This window comes from Perlucidibaca aquatica (assembly GCF_001676655.1).
Classification (GTDB): Bacteria; Pseudomonadota; Gammaproteobacteria; order Pseudomonadales; family Moraxellaceae; genus Perlucidibaca; species Perlucidibaca aquatica.
In genome coordinates this window covers 772,360-788,905 of record NZ_LZDB01000002.1, presented here as the reverse complement: position 1 = coordinate 788,905, position 16,546 = coordinate 772,360, and the positions used below count along the sequence as shown (strand labels likewise).

Annotated in this window: 11 protein-coding genes; 8 read left to right on the top strand and 3 right to left on the bottom strand. The window is 53.9% G+C overall.

What is annotated here, in order from left to right:
- Window positions 1-104: 104 nt before the first annotated feature.
- Genes A8710_RS07450 through A8710_RS07440 form a run of 3 tightly spaced genes read left to right on the top strand, consistent with a single transcriptional unit; the run spans window position 105 to window position 4,459 of the window.
- Window positions 105-2,486 (top strand): DNA translocase FtsK, encoded by a 2,382-nt coding sequence (locus A8710_RS07450; RefSeq protein ID WP_082968726.1) that lies wholly within the window; start codon window positions 105-107, stop codon window positions 2,484-2,486.
- A 22-nt stretch (window positions 2,487-2,508) separates the two neighbouring features.
- Entirely contained in the window at window positions 2,509-3,141 is a 633-nt protein-coding gene (gene lolA, locus A8710_RS07445) for an outer membrane lipoprotein chaperone LolA (protein WP_082968725.1), read from the top strand.
- 4 nt (window positions 3,142-3,145) lie between these two features.
- Window positions 3,146-4,459 carry a replication-associated recombination protein A gene (locus A8710_RS07440; protein ID WP_068859307.1) on the top strand — a complete coding sequence of 438 codons (1,314 nt, stop codon included), beginning with the start codon at window positions 3,146-3,148 and terminating at the stop codon, window positions 4,457-4,459.
- A 23-nt stretch (window positions 4,460-4,482) separates the two neighbouring features.
- Here the strand turns inward: A8710_RS07440 and A8710_RS07435 are convergent, their stop codons facing one another.
- Window positions 4,483-6,687, bottom strand: a complete 2,205-nt coding sequence (locus tag A8710_RS07435; RefSeq protein ID WP_068859305.1) for an OsmC domain/YcaO domain-containing protein — start codon at window positions 6,685-6,687, stop codon at window positions 4,483-4,485.
- A 181-nt stretch (window positions 6,688-6,868) separates the two neighbouring features.
- Here A8710_RS07435 and serS point away from each other — a divergent pair, with 181 nt between their 5' ends.
- Both serS and cysG read left to right on the top strand, forming a co-directional pair.
- On the top strand, window positions 6,869-8,149 hold the full coding sequence (gene serS / locus A8710_RS07430) for a serine--tRNA ligase (protein ID WP_068859303.1): 1,281 nt from the start codon (window positions 6,869-6,871) through the stop codon (window positions 8,147-8,149).
- A gap of 9 nt (window positions 8,150-8,158) precedes the next feature.
- Entirely contained in the window at window positions 8,159-9,562 is a 1,404-nt protein-coding gene (cysG, locus tag A8710_RS07425; RefSeq protein WP_068859301.1) for a siroheme synthase CysG, read from the top strand.
- On the opposite strand, the gene A8710_RS07420 is transcribed toward cysG, so the two are convergent.
- Together A8710_RS07420 and A8710_RS07415 are read right to left on the bottom strand one after the other, a co-directional pair.
- Window positions 9,528-10,298, bottom strand: a complete 771-nt coding sequence (locus tag A8710_RS07420) for an MlaA family lipoprotein (protein ID WP_068859299.1) — start codon at window positions 10,296-10,298, stop codon at window positions 9,528-9,530. The two genes, cysG and A8710_RS07420, sit on opposite strands and share 35 nt — an antisense overlap.
- Window positions 10,291-11,604, bottom strand: coding sequence for an alpha/beta fold hydrolase (locus A8710_RS07415; protein ID WP_406609592.1), 1,314 nt, complete (start codon window positions 11,602-11,604; stop codon window positions 10,291-10,293). The genes A8710_RS07420 and A8710_RS07415 overlap by 8 nt, the downstream gene beginning before the upstream one ends.
- 192 nt (window positions 11,605-11,796) lie before the next feature.
- Here A8710_RS07415 and A8710_RS07410 point away from each other — a divergent pair, with 192 nt between their 5' ends.
- The 3 genes from A8710_RS07410 to rapA are packed head-to-tail and all read left to right on the top strand — an operon-like array spanning window position 11,797 to window position 16,533.
- Window positions 11,797-13,011 (top strand): MFS transporter, encoded by a 1,215-nt coding sequence (locus tag A8710_RS07410; protein ID WP_068859296.1) that lies wholly within the window; start codon window positions 11,797-11,799, stop codon window positions 13,009-13,011.
- A gap of 15 nt (window positions 13,012-13,026) precedes the next feature.
- On the top strand, window positions 13,027-13,704 hold the full coding sequence (locus tag A8710_RS07405; protein ID WP_068859294.1) for an RluA family pseudouridine synthase: 678 nt from the start codon (window positions 13,027-13,029) through the stop codon (window positions 13,702-13,704).
- A 15-nt stretch (window positions 13,705-13,719) separates the two neighbouring features.
- Window positions 13,720-16,533 (top strand): RNA polymerase-associated protein RapA, encoded by a 2,814-nt coding sequence (gene rapA / locus A8710_RS07400; protein WP_068859291.1) that lies wholly within the window; start codon window positions 13,720-13,722, stop codon window positions 16,531-16,533.
- Window positions 16,534-16,546: the final 13 nt, after the last annotated feature.

Sequence of the window (16,546 nt, the reverse complement as noted above, 5' to 3'; positions counted from 1 at the left end):
CTCCGTTGTTAGGGTTAAAAGACTGGCAGAGAGTGTAGCAGAGGTCCTGTCATCTTCTGGACAGGTCGCTACAATGTCGCATCACATGATCTGGGAAAATTGCAGTGGCCGCGCCTGAACAAACTCGAGATCCTGCAACAACGACCAAACCCGGCCGTCTTGTTTTGCAGCGAATATTTTGGATCGTCTTGGCATGCTTTATTGCCTTAAGCATCTATAGCCATGACGCCAATGACCCCGCGTGGACCCAGTGGGGCACCGGTCCCACGCTCAATGCGGCAGGTCAGTTTGGTGCTTATCTATCCGATATTCTGGGTTTCCTACTAGGCTATGTTGCCTATGCCGTACCGCTGCTGCTTTTCTGGCGGGTGGCCTTGTTTTGGTTTCAACCCCAGATTGAATTGAAGGGTTGGCAACAAGCGGCCGCGTGGACGGTGTCGCTATTTTCATTGGCAGCCTTGTTAGCACTGCATCAATACCAGCCTGGCTATGGCTTAGATAATGGCGTGGGCGGTCTTCTCGGACGCACACTCGGCTTAGCCATGTGGCAGGCCACCGGCATCATTGGTGGCACATTAATTCTTGGCACTTTATTTGTGCTGACATTCACCTTGGCCAGCGGCTTGTCGTGGCCTTGGCTGCTAGAGCGCTTGGGTCGGATGGTTTGGCAGTTAGCCAGCTGGGTGGGTGCCGTCTGCGCCAGCCTTTGGCAGCGTTGGATGGCCGGTCGCACGCCGGCCTCTTCACTGCCCGCTAACTCAGAGCAGGGTCTGCGCCGGCAAGAGCCGGTCATGCGCGACTCTGTGAGTCAGCCAGCACCAAAGCCTGTGTTCACGCCGCGTGTACCAGAGACTCAGGCAACGCCGATGGAAACGCCACGGCCGAAACTGGACATCACGATTCAGCCCATTGCCGAAGTTAAGCCGGCGAAAAAGCCCGACGCTCAGCGTCAACTCTTCGCGCCGCCACCGGGCGAGGGCAGCTTGCCTGCCTTAGACCTACTAGACCCCGCCGAACCTCGGGGCCGTCGGGGCTATACCCCCGAAGCCTTGGAGGCCATGTCGCGCCTATTGGAAATCAAGCTTAAAGAGTTCAATGTCGACGCCGAAGTGGTTGCCGTACAGCCGGGCCCTGTTATTACGCGCTTTGAGATTCAACCCGCTGCAGGGGTCAAGGTAGCGCGCATTACCAACATCGCTAAGGATTTGGCGCGTGCCATGGCCATGGTTTCTGTGCGCGTGGTGGAAGTGATTCCAGGCAAATCGGTGGTGGGTATTGAAGTGCCGAACCAAGATCGCGAAATGGTTCGCCTATCCGAAATTCTGACCTCACAGGCTTTTGAGTCCAAAACCAGCCCGTTGACCTTGGCCCTGGGTAAAGATATTGCGGGCAATCCCATTGTGGCTGACTTGGCGCGCATGCCGCATTTGCTGGTGGCGGGTACGACCGGTTCGGGTAAGTCGGTAGGCGTGAACGCCATGATTTTGTCCATGCTATTCAAGGCGACGCCGGCCGAGCTGCGCCTGATCATGATTGACCCGAAGATGTTGGAGCTGTCGGTCTACGACAAGATTCCGCACCTGCTGACGCCGGTCGTGACCGACATGAAGGATGCCGCCAACGCGCTACGCTGGTGCGTGGCTGAGATGGAGCGTCGCTACAAACTCATGTCCAAGCTCGGTGTGCGTAACCTCGACGGTTACAACAAGAAAGTGGCCGATGCGATTGCTGCCGGTGAACCGATTAAGGACCCGTTGTGGAAGCCGGGCGAGAATGTCTTCGAGGAAGAAGCATCAGAACTGGGCAAGCTGCCGTTTGTGGTGGTTATCATCGACGAATTTGCCGACATGATCATGATTGTGGGCAAGAAGGTTGAAGAGCTGATTGCCCGTATTGCGCAGAAGGCGCGTGCGGCCGGCATCCATTTGATTTTGGCCACGCAGCGGCCCTCGGTGGATGTTATTACCGGCTTGATTAAAGCCAACGTGCCCACGCGTATCGCCTTCCAAGTGTCGTCGCGCATCGACTCGCGCACCATCCTCGATCAGGGCGGGGCAGAAATGCTGCTCGGCCATGGCGATATGCTGTTTTTGCCGCCAGGCACGAGCTTAACGGAGCGTGTTCACGGTGCCTTTGTCAGCGATGATGAGGTCCACCGCGTTTGTGGTGATTGGCGCGCTCGTGGCGAGCCAGACTACATCGACGAAATCCTAGAAGGCAGCCTCGAAGTCACTGATGGTGGCGGCAAGGGCGGTTTTGGCGGATTCGATGATGTTGGCGGCGACCCCGAGCAAGATGCGCTCTACGATGAAGCGGTGGCTTTTGTGCTGGAAACACGGCGTCCGTCGATTTCCTTTGTACAGCGCAAGTTCAAGATCGGTTACAACCGGGCAGCACGCTTGGTAGAAGCGATGGAGAACGCTGGTGTGGTATCTGCGATGCAGACCAACGGCCAACGTGAAGTCGTGGTACCCCGACGCGAATAAGGCGTTAACTAGAGATCACGACATGTTTATGCAACGCAAGATTTTATCGGTACTGACATTGGGCTTGGGATTGTGGCTGGCACCTGTGCCAGCACTTGCTGATGCAGGCACTGACCTCGCAGCTAAGTTAAAGGCTATCCGCAGTTTAGATGCTGATTTCACACAGACAACACAGGCCACACAAGGCAAGCCAGAGAGCGTCGTTCTGGGCCATATCCAAGCCCAGAAGCCGGGCTTTTTCCGTTGGGAAGTGCGCCGGCCTTACTCGCAAATTTTGGTTTCCGATGGCCGTGAGCTGAAAATTTTTGACCCCGATTTGCAGCAAATGACCATTCGGCCGGTAAGCCAAGAGCTGAGTCAAACGCCTGCACTGCTGTTTACGGGCAATGCGGCGGCACTGCAAAAACAGTTCATCATTCGCGCAAAGAAAAATGGTGGGAGTGTGATTTACACGCTTACGCCCAAGGCCAAAGATACCCTCTTTGCTAACCTCAGCCTGCAATTTAAAGGCAATGATCCTTTAATGATGACTCTGCGTGATAGCCTAGGCCAACAAACCCAGATCGAGTTTTTCCGGGTCAAGCGCAACACTGCGATTCCTGCCTCCGCGTTTAAGTTCACCCCGCCGGCTGGCACAGACATTATTCGTGAATAAGGCCATGAGCTCAGCCTATCAACCGCTGGCCGCACGTTTGCGGCCACAAAGTCTGGCTGAGTATGTTGGGCAGACCCATGTGTTAGCGCCGGGCTGTCCATTGCGCGAGGCCTTAGAAAGCGGCCATCTGCACTCCATGATTCTCTGGGGGCCACCCGGGGTGGGCAAAACCACCTTGGCGCGCTTGATGAGTAGCGCTTGCGATGCCCGCTTTATTGCCGTTTCTGCCGTCTTGTCTGGCGTAAAAGAGATTCGCGCAGCCATTGAAGAGGCGCAGTTTTATCGTCAAAGCGGCCAACGTACGGTGTTATTTGTTGATGAAGTGCATCGCTTCAACAAATCCCAGCAAGATGCCTTTTTGCCCTACGTGGAAGATGGCACGCTGATCTTTATCGGTGCGACCACCGAAAATCCTTCGTTTGAGCTGAATAAAGCGTTGCTGTCGCGTGCCCGCGTCTATGTACTTCGCTCGCTGTCGCTGGAGGAGTTGCTGAAACTTCTGAAGATGGCCTGTCAGGATGCTCGCGGTTTGGGGGAGCGTTCGCTGCGTTTTACCGATATTGAACTTCAGGCCTTGGCCCATGCTGCTGACGGCGATGCCCGTCGCGCGCTAAATCTGCTGGAAATTGCAGCCGATCTGGCCGAAGCCGCCGGAGGCCAATTAGACGAAGCCAGCTTAAGCGAAGTACTGCAAGGTTCGCTGCGTCGCTTCGACAAAGGCGGTGATGACTTCTACGACCAGATATCGGCCTTACATAAATCGGTACGTGGCTCCGATCCGGATGCTGCGCTGTATTGGCTGAGCCGTATGCTCGACGGTGGTGCTGACCCTTACTACTTGGCACGACGCATCATTCGTATGGCGTGGGAAGATATTGGCCTGGCCGACCCCCGCGCCATGCAAATCGCCAATGATGCCGCCCAAACCTATGAGCGCTTAGGCAAGCCTGAAGGGGAGTTAGCGCTGGGGCAAGCCGTGATTTATCTCGCTGTGGCAGCCAAGAGCAATGCCGGCTACAACGCTTACAATCGCGCTCGCGCGTATGTGCAGCAAGATAGCAGCCGGGAAGTGCCTGTTCATCTGCGCAATGCCCCAACCCAGCTCATGAAGGAGCTCGGGCATGGCCATGCGTATCGTTACGCGCATGATGAGCCACATGCGTATGCCGCGGGCGAGACCTATCTACCGGAAGGTATGACACCACCTCATTGGTATCAGCCCGTGCCCCGAGGCTTGGAGATTAAAATAGCGGATAAGCTGGGCTTTCTGCGCCAGCTCGATGAAGCGGCTAAAAGCACAAAAGGGAAGGGGAGCTAGCGCCCCCGTCCTGGAAAGAGCACTTAAGCGGTCCGCTTCGCTGCCTGCGCTCTAGCCTGATGCAGTTTCTTATAGCTCTCTATGAGTCGTAGGTGCCGATCCAGGCCCTCGAGCTTCATGCTGGTGGGGGTTAGGCCGAAGAAACGCACAACGCCATCGACAGAGCCAATTGCCGCATCCATACGTTCTTGGCCAAACATCCGGCGGAAGTTCGGCTCGAAATCCGTTAACTTCATGTCTTTCGCGAGATGTACTTCGAGCAAAGCGTTAACGGCCTGATAAAACAAGCCTCGATCGACTGTGTTGTTATTGAATTGCAGGTAGTTTTCCACCAGCTCCTTGGCCTCTTCGTGCTGCTGTAAGGCGAGATGAATCAGCAGCTTTAGTTCCAGAATGGAGAGCTGGCCCCACACCGTGTTGTCGTCAAACTCAATACCGATGAGCGTGCTGATTTCAGTGTAGTCGTCCTGCTCGCTTTCTTCTAAGCGCTCAAGGAGTAGGGTCAGCGCGTCATCATCTAAGCGATGCACATTCAGAATGTCTTCACGGAAGCGCAGGGCTTTGTTGGTGTTGTCCCACACCAAATCCTCCACCGGATAAATCTCTGAATAGCCAGGGACCAGAATTCGGCAGGCTTTTGCGCCAAGGTGCTCATAGACGGCCATATAGGCTTCTTTGCCCATCTTTTTCAGAATGCCAAAGAGGGTAGCCGCTTCCGTTGCCGAAGCATTCTGGCCTTGAGCTGAAAAATCCCACTCAACAAACTTGAAATCGGCACGCGAACTGAAGAAACGCCAAGACACGAGTCCACTGGAATCAATAAAGTGCTCAACAAAGTTGTTCGGCTCGGTGACAGCCTCACTGCTAAAGGTAGGTTGTGGTAAGTCGTTCAAGCCTTCAAAACTACGGCCCTGCAGCAGCTCGGTAAGGCTGCGCTCGAGTGCCACCTCAAATCGTGGGTGAGCGCCAAAAGAGGCAAATACGCCGCCCGTGCGAGGGTTCATGAGGCAGACACACATGACCGGAAACTCACCGCCCAGCGAGGCATCTTTCACTAACACGGGATAGCCCTGAGCTTCCAGACCTTCAATCCCCGCAAGAATTCCCGGGAACTTGGCCAAGACCTCTTGAGGAACATCGGGAAGGGTGAATTCGCCTTCCAAAATTTCCCGTTTAACGGCGCGCTCGAAAATCTCTGACAAACACTGCACTTGAGCCTCTGCCAGCGTGTTACCGGCACTCATACCATTGCTCAAATAGAGGTTTTCAATGAGGTTGGAAGGAAAATAAATCACTTCACCATCAGACTGGCGCACAAACGGTAACGAGCAAATGCCCCGGGCACTGTTGCCGGAGTTAGTGTCGTAAAGGTGTGTGCCCAAGAGTTCGTCGTCTGGGTTGTAAATGGCGAGGCAATATTCATCCAGAATCTCAGCCGGTAGCGCGCCATCTGCTCCGGGCTTAAACCAGCGCTCTTCAGGGTAGTGAACAAAGTCGGCCTGAGCGATGTCTTCTCCCCAGAATTGATCGTTGTAGAAAAAATTGCAGTTTAGCCGCTCAATAAATTCGCCTAAGGCCGAAGCTAACGCACTCTCTTTTGTTGCCCCTTTGCCATTGGTGAAACACAGAGGAGAGTGGGCATCGCGAATATGCAATGACCACACATGGGGCACAATATTGCGCCAAGACGCGATCTCAATTTTCATGCCTAAGTCCGCCAGTAGGCCGGACATATTGGCAATGGTTTGTTCCAGGGGCAGATCTTTGCCGACGATATAGGTGGCTGTTTGTAACTCTGCATTGGGCATGAGCAAGGCTTGAGCATCGGAGTCCAGGCTATCCACAACCTCAATGACGAATTCGGGGCCTGCTTGAACCACTTTTTTAACCGTGCAGCGCTCAATGGAGCGCAGAATGCCTTGGCGATCCTTTTCAGATAAATCTGCCGGCAGCTCCACTTGGATTTTAAAGATTTGGTTGTAGCGGTTTTCCGGATCAACAATATTGTTCTGAGACAGTCGAATATTGTGAGTAGGAATGTCGCGCGTCTGGCAGTACAGCTTTACAAAGTAGGCGGCGCATAAAGCCGATGAAGCCAGGAAGTAGTCAAAAGGCCCTGGGGCGGAGCCATCGCCCTTGTAGCGAATAGGCTGGTCAGCGATTACCGTGAAGTCATCAAACTTGGCCTCTAGCCGCAGGTTGTCGAGAAAATTTACTTTGATTTCCATGCGGGGTTACCCAGTCACTAGGCCATAAAGAAGGCCGCTATTATCTGACCTTTTACGGGCTAAGTATTGGAATTTTCAGCACGAGATGCGTGATTAGCACGCGAAGCCTGCCTGACTCCATCCACGCTTGCAGGTATCATTGAGTCTTATAACTGCAAGACTGACTTAAGGACTTCGATCCATGCTGGACCCGAAACTGCTGCGCCAAGACCTCGATACCGTAGCCGCTGCACTCGCCAAGCGTCATGTCACTTTGGACTTCGATGTATGGCGATCGTTGGAGCAAAAGCGACGTAGCCTGCAAATGGAGGCCGAGCGCCTGCAAGCTGAGCGCAATTCAGGTTCTAAGCGTTTTGGGCAGGCCAAGCGTGCCGGGGAAAATACGGATGCACTGGCGGCCGAAATGGCGCAAGTAAATGCCGATCTGGTAGCCGCTGAACAAGCGTTAGCAGCCGTTCAGTCGGAGTGGCAAGCATTAGCACTGAGCGTACCGAATTTACCCCATGACACCGTGCCAGAAGGTAAGGGCGAAGACGATAACGTGGAAGTGCGTCGCTGGGGCAAAGTGCCGGAACTGGCGTTTGCTGCTCAAGACCACGTGGCGCTTGGCGAAAAGCTGGGCATGGACTTTGAACGCGCCACCAAACTCAGTGGCTCACGCTTCACCGTATTAAAAGGGCCGCTGGCTCGACTGCATCGTGCGTTGACCCAGTTCATGCTGGATATCCATACCCAGCAGCATGGCTACGAAGAGCTCTATGTTCCCTATCTGGTAAACGCCGAGAGCCTGCAAGGCACAGGGCAGTTACCGAAGTTTGCTGAAGATTTGTTTAAAGTGCCGGGCGAGCGTGAGCTGTATTTAATTCCAACCGCTGAAGTGCCGGTCACTAACTTACATCGTGACGAAATTCTGGCCGCTGACGAGCTACCCAAACGCTACACAGCACACACACCGTGTTTCCGTAGCGAAGCCGGCTCGTATGGTCGTGACACGCGCGGCATGATTCGTCAGCACCAATTCGAAAAAGTTGAGCTTGTACAGTTTGTACGCCCGGAGGATTCGGATGCGGCACTGGAAGCCTTAACCGGCCATGCCGAAGTCATCTTGCAAAAACTAGAGCTGCCATATCGCGCCATGTTGCTGTGTGGCGGAGACATGGGTTTTTCCGCCTGCAAAACCTACGATCTGGAAGTCTGGTTGCCAGGGCAGGGCAAGTATCGCGAAATCTCCTCTTGCTCGAACATGGGCAGCTTCCAAGCGCGTCGTTTGCAAGCACGCTATCGCAACCCGGAAACGGGAAAGCCAGAACTATTGCATACGCTGAATGGCTCAGGTCTGGCCGTAGGCCGCACATTGGTGGCCATTCTCGAAAACTATCAGCAAGCTGATGGTTCTGTTCGCATTCCAACGGTGCTGCAAGGCTATCTCGGTGGTCAAACCCTACTCACGCCAACGGCGTAAGGACGCATCATGGATACGTTGCCGCTGGGCTTTCGTCTCAAGGGTCAGCCCTGTCTGGTAGTTGGTGGCGGAGACATTGCCCTGCGCAAGGTGTCGCTCCTACTTCGCGCCGGAGGCATAGTCACCTTAGTCGCACCCGAGGTGTTACCTGCACTGCGTGCGCAAGTTGAAGCAGCGGGTGGTACGGTGCACTTACGCCCGTATACCAGCGATGATATTGCTGATCAGACTTTGGTGATCTCCGCTACAGACGATGAAGCCTTGAATGCAGCGGTGTCTCAGGCCTGTCAGGCGCGACGTATTCCGGTCAATGTGGTGGACGCGCCCGCGCTTTGCACCGTGATTTTCCCCGCTATTGTGGATCGCTCACCGTTGCTCATTGGTATCTCCAGTAATGGCGTTTCGCCGGTGCTGGCACGCATACTTCGCGGCAAAATTGAGTCGATGATTCCCGCCGCATACGGCCGCTTAGCGCAGCTGCTCGGTGAGTTTCGCACCCTCGCTAAACAGACTTTTCCCGATACTTCTTCGCGTCGTGCCTTCTGGGAGGCTCAGCTTGAAGGTCCCATGCCTGATCTGGTGTTCAGTGGCCGTGATGACGAAGCACGCAGCCATTTGCAGCAGGCGTTTGCCGCACCGCAGAAGCAACAAGCCGGAGAGGTCTATTTGGTGGGTGCCGGACCAGGCGATCCGGACCTGCTTACGTTTAAAGCCCTGCGCTTAATGCAACAAGCCGATGTCATTGTGTATGACCGACTCGTATCGGCGCCTATTCTCGATCTGTGCCGTCGTGATGCCGACCGCATCTATGTCGGTAAGGCGAGGGCAGAGCACGCCGTACCTCAGGAGGGCATTAATGCCTTGCTGGTGCGTCTGGCTCAGGAAGGAAAGCGTGTTTGCCGTCTTAAAGGTGGCGACCCGTTCATTTTTGGACGCGGTGGTGAAGAAATTGAAGAGCTGGCTGCGGCTGGTATTAGTTTCCAGGTCGTTCCCGGCATCACCGCAGCCAGTGGTTGTGCGGCATACGCGGGCATCCCGCTCACCCATCGTAACTACGCGCAGTCGGTACGTTTTGTCACCGGGCATCTTAAGGATGGCACGCCGGACTTACCGTGGGCTGAGCTGGTGCATCCGAATCAGACTCTGGTGCTGTACATGGGCTTGGTCAGCCTTGGCCCTATACGTGAGCAACTGCTGGCACATGGCCTAACGCCTAGCACGCCAGTGGCGATGATCTCGAAAGGCACCACCCCCCAGCAGCAGGTCATTACCGGCACCTTAGAAAATATCGTTGAGAAGCTAGCAGGCCAACCGCTACCAGCGCCCACCCTCATTATTGTGGGTGAGGTGGTGCAGCTGCGCGATCAGCTCAACTGGTTCAGTCCAGCACCTGTAACTCACGAGCGCGACTAAACACATAGCGCAACTTCTCGTACTCGAACGGTGAATTCATTTGCCCATAGCGAAACTCGGTGACTTCGCGTTCGTTGACAATTTTCAACGCGCTGATTTCACGGTGTTCGTTACTGGTTTCGGGCACATTCAGAAAGTTAATACTCTCACCGACGGTGAAATCAACCGCTCTGCCACCAGCATCGCGCACATTTGACGGGCCAAGGACGGGCAAAATCAGATACGGGCCTTGGTCTACGCCATAAAAACCCAATGTTTGACCAAAGTCTTCGATCTCTTGTTGCAGGCCGAGTTTGGCTGCTGGGTCCCACAGGCCTGCAAGCCCTACGGTGGTGTTGATGAGTAGTCGTCCACCCGTCTTCAGCGAGCGCTTGCCTTTGAGTTGCAGCACACTGTTGGTGAGGTGGCTAACATCGCTCAGGTTGCTGAAGATGTTCGTCACGCCCTGACGAACTAAGCTTGGCACAAAGAAGCGATAGCCCTTCACCACAGGCAATAAAACGCGCTCATCTACCCGTTGATTGAAGTGATACAGCCGTCGATTAGCCGACTCCCATGGGTCTTGAACATCCAGTAGCTCGAGAGTCGCTTGATTAAAAACGACTGCGCCCTGTGCTTGGCGCAGGAATTTAAGTGAGGCTAACGGCTGCTTAAAGCCTTCATCGTCATTACCTTCGGCATGCACAGTTGCCGTAAGGGAGGTCAGCAGGAGTGTCAGAATTAACGACTTATTCATGGAAGAACTCCAGCATATCAGCGACGTTGATTCGGAAATTTAGATTTCCTAAGTGCCCCCCGTAGGGATACACGGTGAGCCGCTGAGCAAAGGTTTTACGCAGAAAAGTTAAGTCGCCGCGCCCCAAAATGAGGTCGTCCGCGTTGGTCATCACGCCAATTTTTGGACTGTTCTGGAGGTAGTCAGCCAGTACAGTCAGACTAGAATCATTAATCAGTTGATCCAAATCACGGCCTTCAAAACGTTGGCGCCAGAACGGGAGTAACTGATGATTGATGTAGCAAGTGAAATTGCAACGCAGGGATGCCTGGAAGTAGGGCGTTAAAGAGCTGGTTTCGGTAATAACACTATCGAGCGGAACAATACTGCCACGCCGATTCACCAGGTCCGTTGTGAACACGATATCCGCCGCGGAAAAGCGGAACGTCGTGCCAATTAACATGGCCAGCTCTTCATTACTAAGGCTTTGCGATGACTGCTGGAAGTCATAGAGCATGGCGGCATCGAGCTGAATATGGCCTTTAGCGCGGAAATACGTCGCTAACTTAGTGAAGATAAGCTCAAAGAAGGTTTGATCATCATTCACGCCCTTAACATTCGTCTGCACCAGCTTATCCAGATTGCTCACAGAGGTTGCCAGATTGACCGGCGGGTTAATCATCAGCACGCGCTTGAAGTTAAAGCTTTTCTTTTCTTCATCCAGGCGACTGACAAAGGCCGCATTCAGACCACCTAAACTATATCCCAGTAAGTGATACTCGGTGACTTTAAGCTGATTTTGCTGCGCTTTAACGGCATTCATCACGTTATACAGATCGCGAGCATCTTCCGGGCTGTAGCCGGGTGTGGCGTAGCGGGAGGCACCAGCCATAAAGTCGTAACTGGTCGGCGAAGACAGCTGCACGACGTGAAAGCCATCGCGATAAAAGACTTTCTTAAGGAAATCCATGGTGCTGCTGGCGTAGTTTGAGCCAGTGCCCGCGATGAGAAAAATCAGTGGGGCTGGGCCAGGTTGACGCGCAATCCGATATTTCAGCTTTTTAACGGCCCAAAAGTTGTCGGGCAACGTGAATTCACGCTCTGGCCTGAGATTCAACTCGTAGTCGTCTTGATCAATGTTGCGATTGGACGGCAAGTCCGCCGGCTGCAATACGGTAGGGGTTGTAGCAATGGTGGCTTCGAAGGGATTTGTCAGTGGGTAGTTATAACTATTGGCATCGATGCTTTTAGCGTGGCCCACGAGGCTGAAACTACAAACAGTAAGTGTCAGTATGGAAAGGAGGTGTCGATAGTGCTTAACGTGCATTGGGCTTCCGAGAGTCGATTCAAGTCAATGAATGAGTAGAGTGACTCTAACGCAGATAACCCTGTGGGCGCTGACTTATAAATACGATTTAACATAATATAAATTATACGAAGATAAGTATGGCACCGAAAATGCCTAACTTTCGCTACTATGCGCCATCAGCTGAAGCCCACATGACGGCCAGGAATCAGAATGCGACATTCACGTGCAAGCCTGCGGTTTATTCTCATCACCGTTTTTGTCGACATGCTGGGTATTGGGTTGATGCTACCGGTCTTGCCATCCTTGGTTGGCGAATTGGCTGGCTCTCCGGACTTGCAGTCGTATTGGTATGGCGCCTTGATGGTGACCTTTGGCATCACCCAGTTCTTAGCCATGCCGTTACTGGGTGCGCTGAGTGATCGCTTTGGTCGACGTCCCATTTTGTTGCTATCCATTTTCGGTCTTGGCTCGGCGTATCTCATTTCGGCCACCACAGACTCGCTACTCATTTTGCTGCTATCCCGCGTGCTGAGCGGCGCTACGAGTGCTAGCTTTACCGTAGCCAATGCCTATGTCGCCGACATCACCACGCCAGCCGAGCGCAGCAAAGGCTTTGGCGCCATTGGTGCAGCTTTTGGCTTAGGTTTTATTGTGGGTCCTGCGCTCGGCGGTATTTTAGCCAGCGACGACCTCAGGCTGCCCTTTTGGATTGCCTCAGCCATGGCATTGCTAAATGGCCTCTATGGTTGGTTTGTGCTGCCGGAGTCGTTGTCGGTTGAGCGCCGTCGGCCGCTGAAGCTAAGTCAGGCCAATCCCTTTGGCGCACTGAAGCATCTCAAAGGATTACAAGGGGTTGGATTACTTATCGTAGTCTATTCTTTAATACTACTGGCCCAATGGATACTGCAAACAACGTGGGTGCTGTACACGAGTTTTCGTTTCCAATGGCAGCCAGCAGATAACGGCATGGCCCTGTGCTTGGTCGGTTTAATGGCGGTTTTGGCTCAAGGCGTGTTTATGGGCTCATTATTGCAGCGCTTTGGCGAACAAAAATTGGCCATGATGGCGATGACTTCTGCGATGTTGGCCTCGATAGGCTATGGCCTGATCGATCAAAGCTGGATGCTGTACCTGTTAATCACAGCCAATATTTTGTCGTTTACGGCGTCTCCAGCACTACAAGGCATTATCTCGAAAGCGGCACATGAGTCTGAGCAAGGCCTAACTCAAGGTGCGTTAAATTCTATTGCTAGCTTAATGACCGTGATTGCACCACTAATAGGCACGCCATTGCTTGGCATGGTGTCTACGTTGCCCGCCGATGACTGGCGCTTAGGTTCTACGTTCTTTGTAAGCGCAGGCTTGCAGTTTATGGCGATTTTACTGGCACGCCGTCATTTTCGTGCGGCCCCCTCTTTTGCTTAGTGTACAATCCGCCGCATGAAAGAGACCCTCACGCCAGCACTGCCCTGCCCTTGCCCGGGTCTCGATGTGCTTTATGCTGATCGCGACTGCGTGGTTTTACTCAAGCCTTCTGGCATACACAGTGTTCCAGGTGTTGGTGAAGACAAGCAAGACAGTATCTTGACCCGCCTGCAAGCCTTTGACCCCAGCATCCATGCTGTCCACCGCCTTGATCGTGACACCTCTGGCGTGATGGTATTTGGTCGGCACAAAGAGGCCATTAGTCACTTAGGCAAGCAATTTCAAGCACGTACCGTCGATAAGCGCTATACCGCTTTAGTGGCAGGCATACTGCAAGACGACGCGGGTGAAATTGAATTAGCGATGCGCTATGCCCCGGAAATCAAACCCCGCCAAGTCGTGGACCTACAGCTAGGTAAGCCGGCTCGAACGCTGTGGCAGGTCATTCAGCGTTTTTCGACGACGACATTGGTCGCCTTAGAACCCTATACGGGGCGAACGCATCAGTTGCGTGTGCATTTACAGGCCATTGGCCATCCGATTCTGGGAGATAGCCTGTACGCCCCAGAAAACTGGCAACAAGCCAGCCCACGACTGTGCTTACACGCAAATGAATTGGCGTTCGATCACCCCGGTACTGGCCAGCGCATGCGCTATTTGTCGGCCGAAAATTTCTCATCCATTTTATCTTGAATAAACGCTAACCTCATGAAAAATAACACTCCTGCCCTAGGGCAGCGCTGGATATCTGACGCAGAACCTGAACTTGGACTCGGCGTTGTTATGGAGGCGGATGCCCGCGCCATGACCGTGTTGTTCCCGCGCAGCGAAGAGACTCGTGTTTATGCCCGAGCCAATGCGCCACTCACCCGCATTCAATTCAGTGCGGGCGATAAAGTTGAAGATGCCGAAGGTGGGCATTGGGTTGTGCAAAGTGTGCAAGAGCGCCATGGGCTTTTTTGTTATGGCGTCGTTAATGAGGCCGGGAACACCAAGGATTTAATGGAAACCCGTTTGTCTGCCGATTTACGTTTGTCACGACCACGTGAACGACTATTGGCAGCGCAGGTGGATGGAAAGCAATGGTTCCAGCTGCGTTTGAATGCTATTCGTGAGCAGCAAAAGCTCTCGCAACATCCCGCACGAGGTTTGCTGGGCGCCCGAATTGGCCTCATTCCTCACCAACTCTCGGTTGCCCAAACGGTTGCTCAGCGCCTGAGTCCGCGTGTGTTATTGGCCGATGAAGTGGGCTTGGGGAAAACCATTGAAGCAGGCTTGATTTTGCATGCTCAGATTCAGCAAGGGCGAGCCTCGCGGGTATTGATCTTGCTGCCCGACAGCTTGGTTCATCAGTGGTTAGTGGAGATGCGTCGTCGCTTTAACCTGGCCTTTAGCCTGTTTGACTTAGAACGCTGCGCTAGCCTCATTGAAGACGGCGATAACCCGTTCCTAAGTGAGCAAATGGTGATTGCACCGCTGTCTTTGCTGACCGATCACCCGCATTTGCTGACCTCCGCCTTAGATGCCCCTTGGGATGTGTTAGTGGTGGATGAGGCGCATCATCTGGCTTGGTCGCCAGAAGACCCCAGCATTGAATATGAAGTGGTTTCACTGCTTTCAGCCCGTGTACCGGGTTTATTGCTACTGACAGCCACTCCCGAGCAATTGGGCGTGGAAAGTCATTATGCTCGCCTGCACTTACTGGATCCGGCGCGCTATCCATCGCTGGATGCATTCTTGGATGAACACGATAGCTGGCGCGACACTCGCGATCTGGCCGATGCGCTGTTATCGGGCAAAGTCTCCGCAGAAACCCAAAAACATTTACACCACCTGTTGTCTGACCTGAGTTTCGATCTCAGCACCAACGAAGGTCGTGAGCTGGCTTTAAATGCGCTTTTGGACCGCCATGGCTTAGGTCGTGTGTTGTTTAGAAATACACGTGCCGCCGTGGGTGGCTTCCCCGAGCGTGTCAGCCACTTGGTTAGTCTGCCCGTGCCAGAAAGCTTCGCACCTTGGGTGAATAAAGGCGCAATTTGGCCGGAAACCCGTGTGGATGAAGACACTTGGCTTGCGGACGACCCTCGCCTACCGTGGCTTGCGGCATGGCTGAAGTCACATAAGCGCGATAAATGCTTGCTCATCACCCGTACCGCTCCTATTGCCGAGGCCTTGGAGAATTGGCTGCGTCTGCGGGAAGGCATTCGCACCGCTGTGTTCCATGAGGGCATGAATCTGCTGGAGCGCGACCGAGCTGCTGCTTATTTTGCTGAGCCCGAAATGGGCGCACAAATTCTCCTGTGCTCGGAAATTGGTTCTGAGGGGCGTAACTTCCAGTTTGCCCACCATCTGGTGCTTTTTGACTTACCCGATAACCCCGATCAGCTCGAACAGCGCATCGGTCGCCTCGATCGTATTGGGCAAACACAGACCATTCAGCTTCATGTGCCCTACTTAGCGGGCTCTGCTCAAGCCCGCTTGTTGCGCTGGTATCAGGAAGCTCTAGCGGTATTTTCACGCTGCTCGCCCACGGCGCCGACCGTGCATGAACACTATTTAGATGAGTTAAAGCCGCTGCTGAAGCCATCTGCTCCGGAAGCCGACCTCGATGAGCTGATTGAAAAGGCCGTTGCCCTCAGAGAAACATTGGAAGACGAGTTGGCAGAAGGCCGCGATCGTTTACTTGAACTGCAATCCTGTCGTCGTGACTTGGCAGATCCCCTCGCCGCTGCCCTTGCTGCTCAGGATAGCGATACGCGCCTCGATGAGTTTATGTTGGCTGCTTGGGAAGCGTTTGGCGTGCATGTCGAAGATCACGGGTCTCCACGCACCTGGATTTTACAACCCGGCGAGCACCAGCTCATTGATGCCTTCCCTGGGCTCGATCCGGATGGCATGACCGTCTGTGCCGATCGTGCCACCGCATTAGCGCATGAAGAGTGGCAATACCTGACCTGGGAACATCCCATGGTGCATGGTGTCTTGGAGTGGATGCAGACGGCCCCCCAAGGCAGTGTGCAAGTCGCCGTTTTGCGTAATAAGTCCATTAAGCCCGGTACGCTGTTGCTGGAAGCCTGGTATCAGGCCACCGCACAGGCGCCAAAGGGCTTAGCCTTGGACCGAGTTCTGCCATCCGAACCCTTACGCCTACTGATCGACAATAAGGGGCGCAACCTAGCCCCACAGGTTAATGCCGCATCACTGGCCCGACAGCTAGACGTACCGGAAAACAAACTGGCGCGTACGGTGATTAAAGCGCATCGCGATGATGCCGAAGGGCTGCTCAAGGGGGCAGAAACAGAGGCTCAGTCTCAGGCAGCACAATGTTTGATTACCGCGCAGGCGGCTTGGCAGGCACTGGAAGGTGGCGAATTACAACGCCTCCAAGCCCTACAAAAGGTAAATCCATCGGTACGTGATAGCGAAGTGCAAGCTCAGCAACAGCGCGTTGCCGAGGGACTGGCGGCACTAGAGCGACTGCAAATGTCGCTCTATGCTGTCCGGTTAATCATTGCGGCATAACTAAAACGAAGTG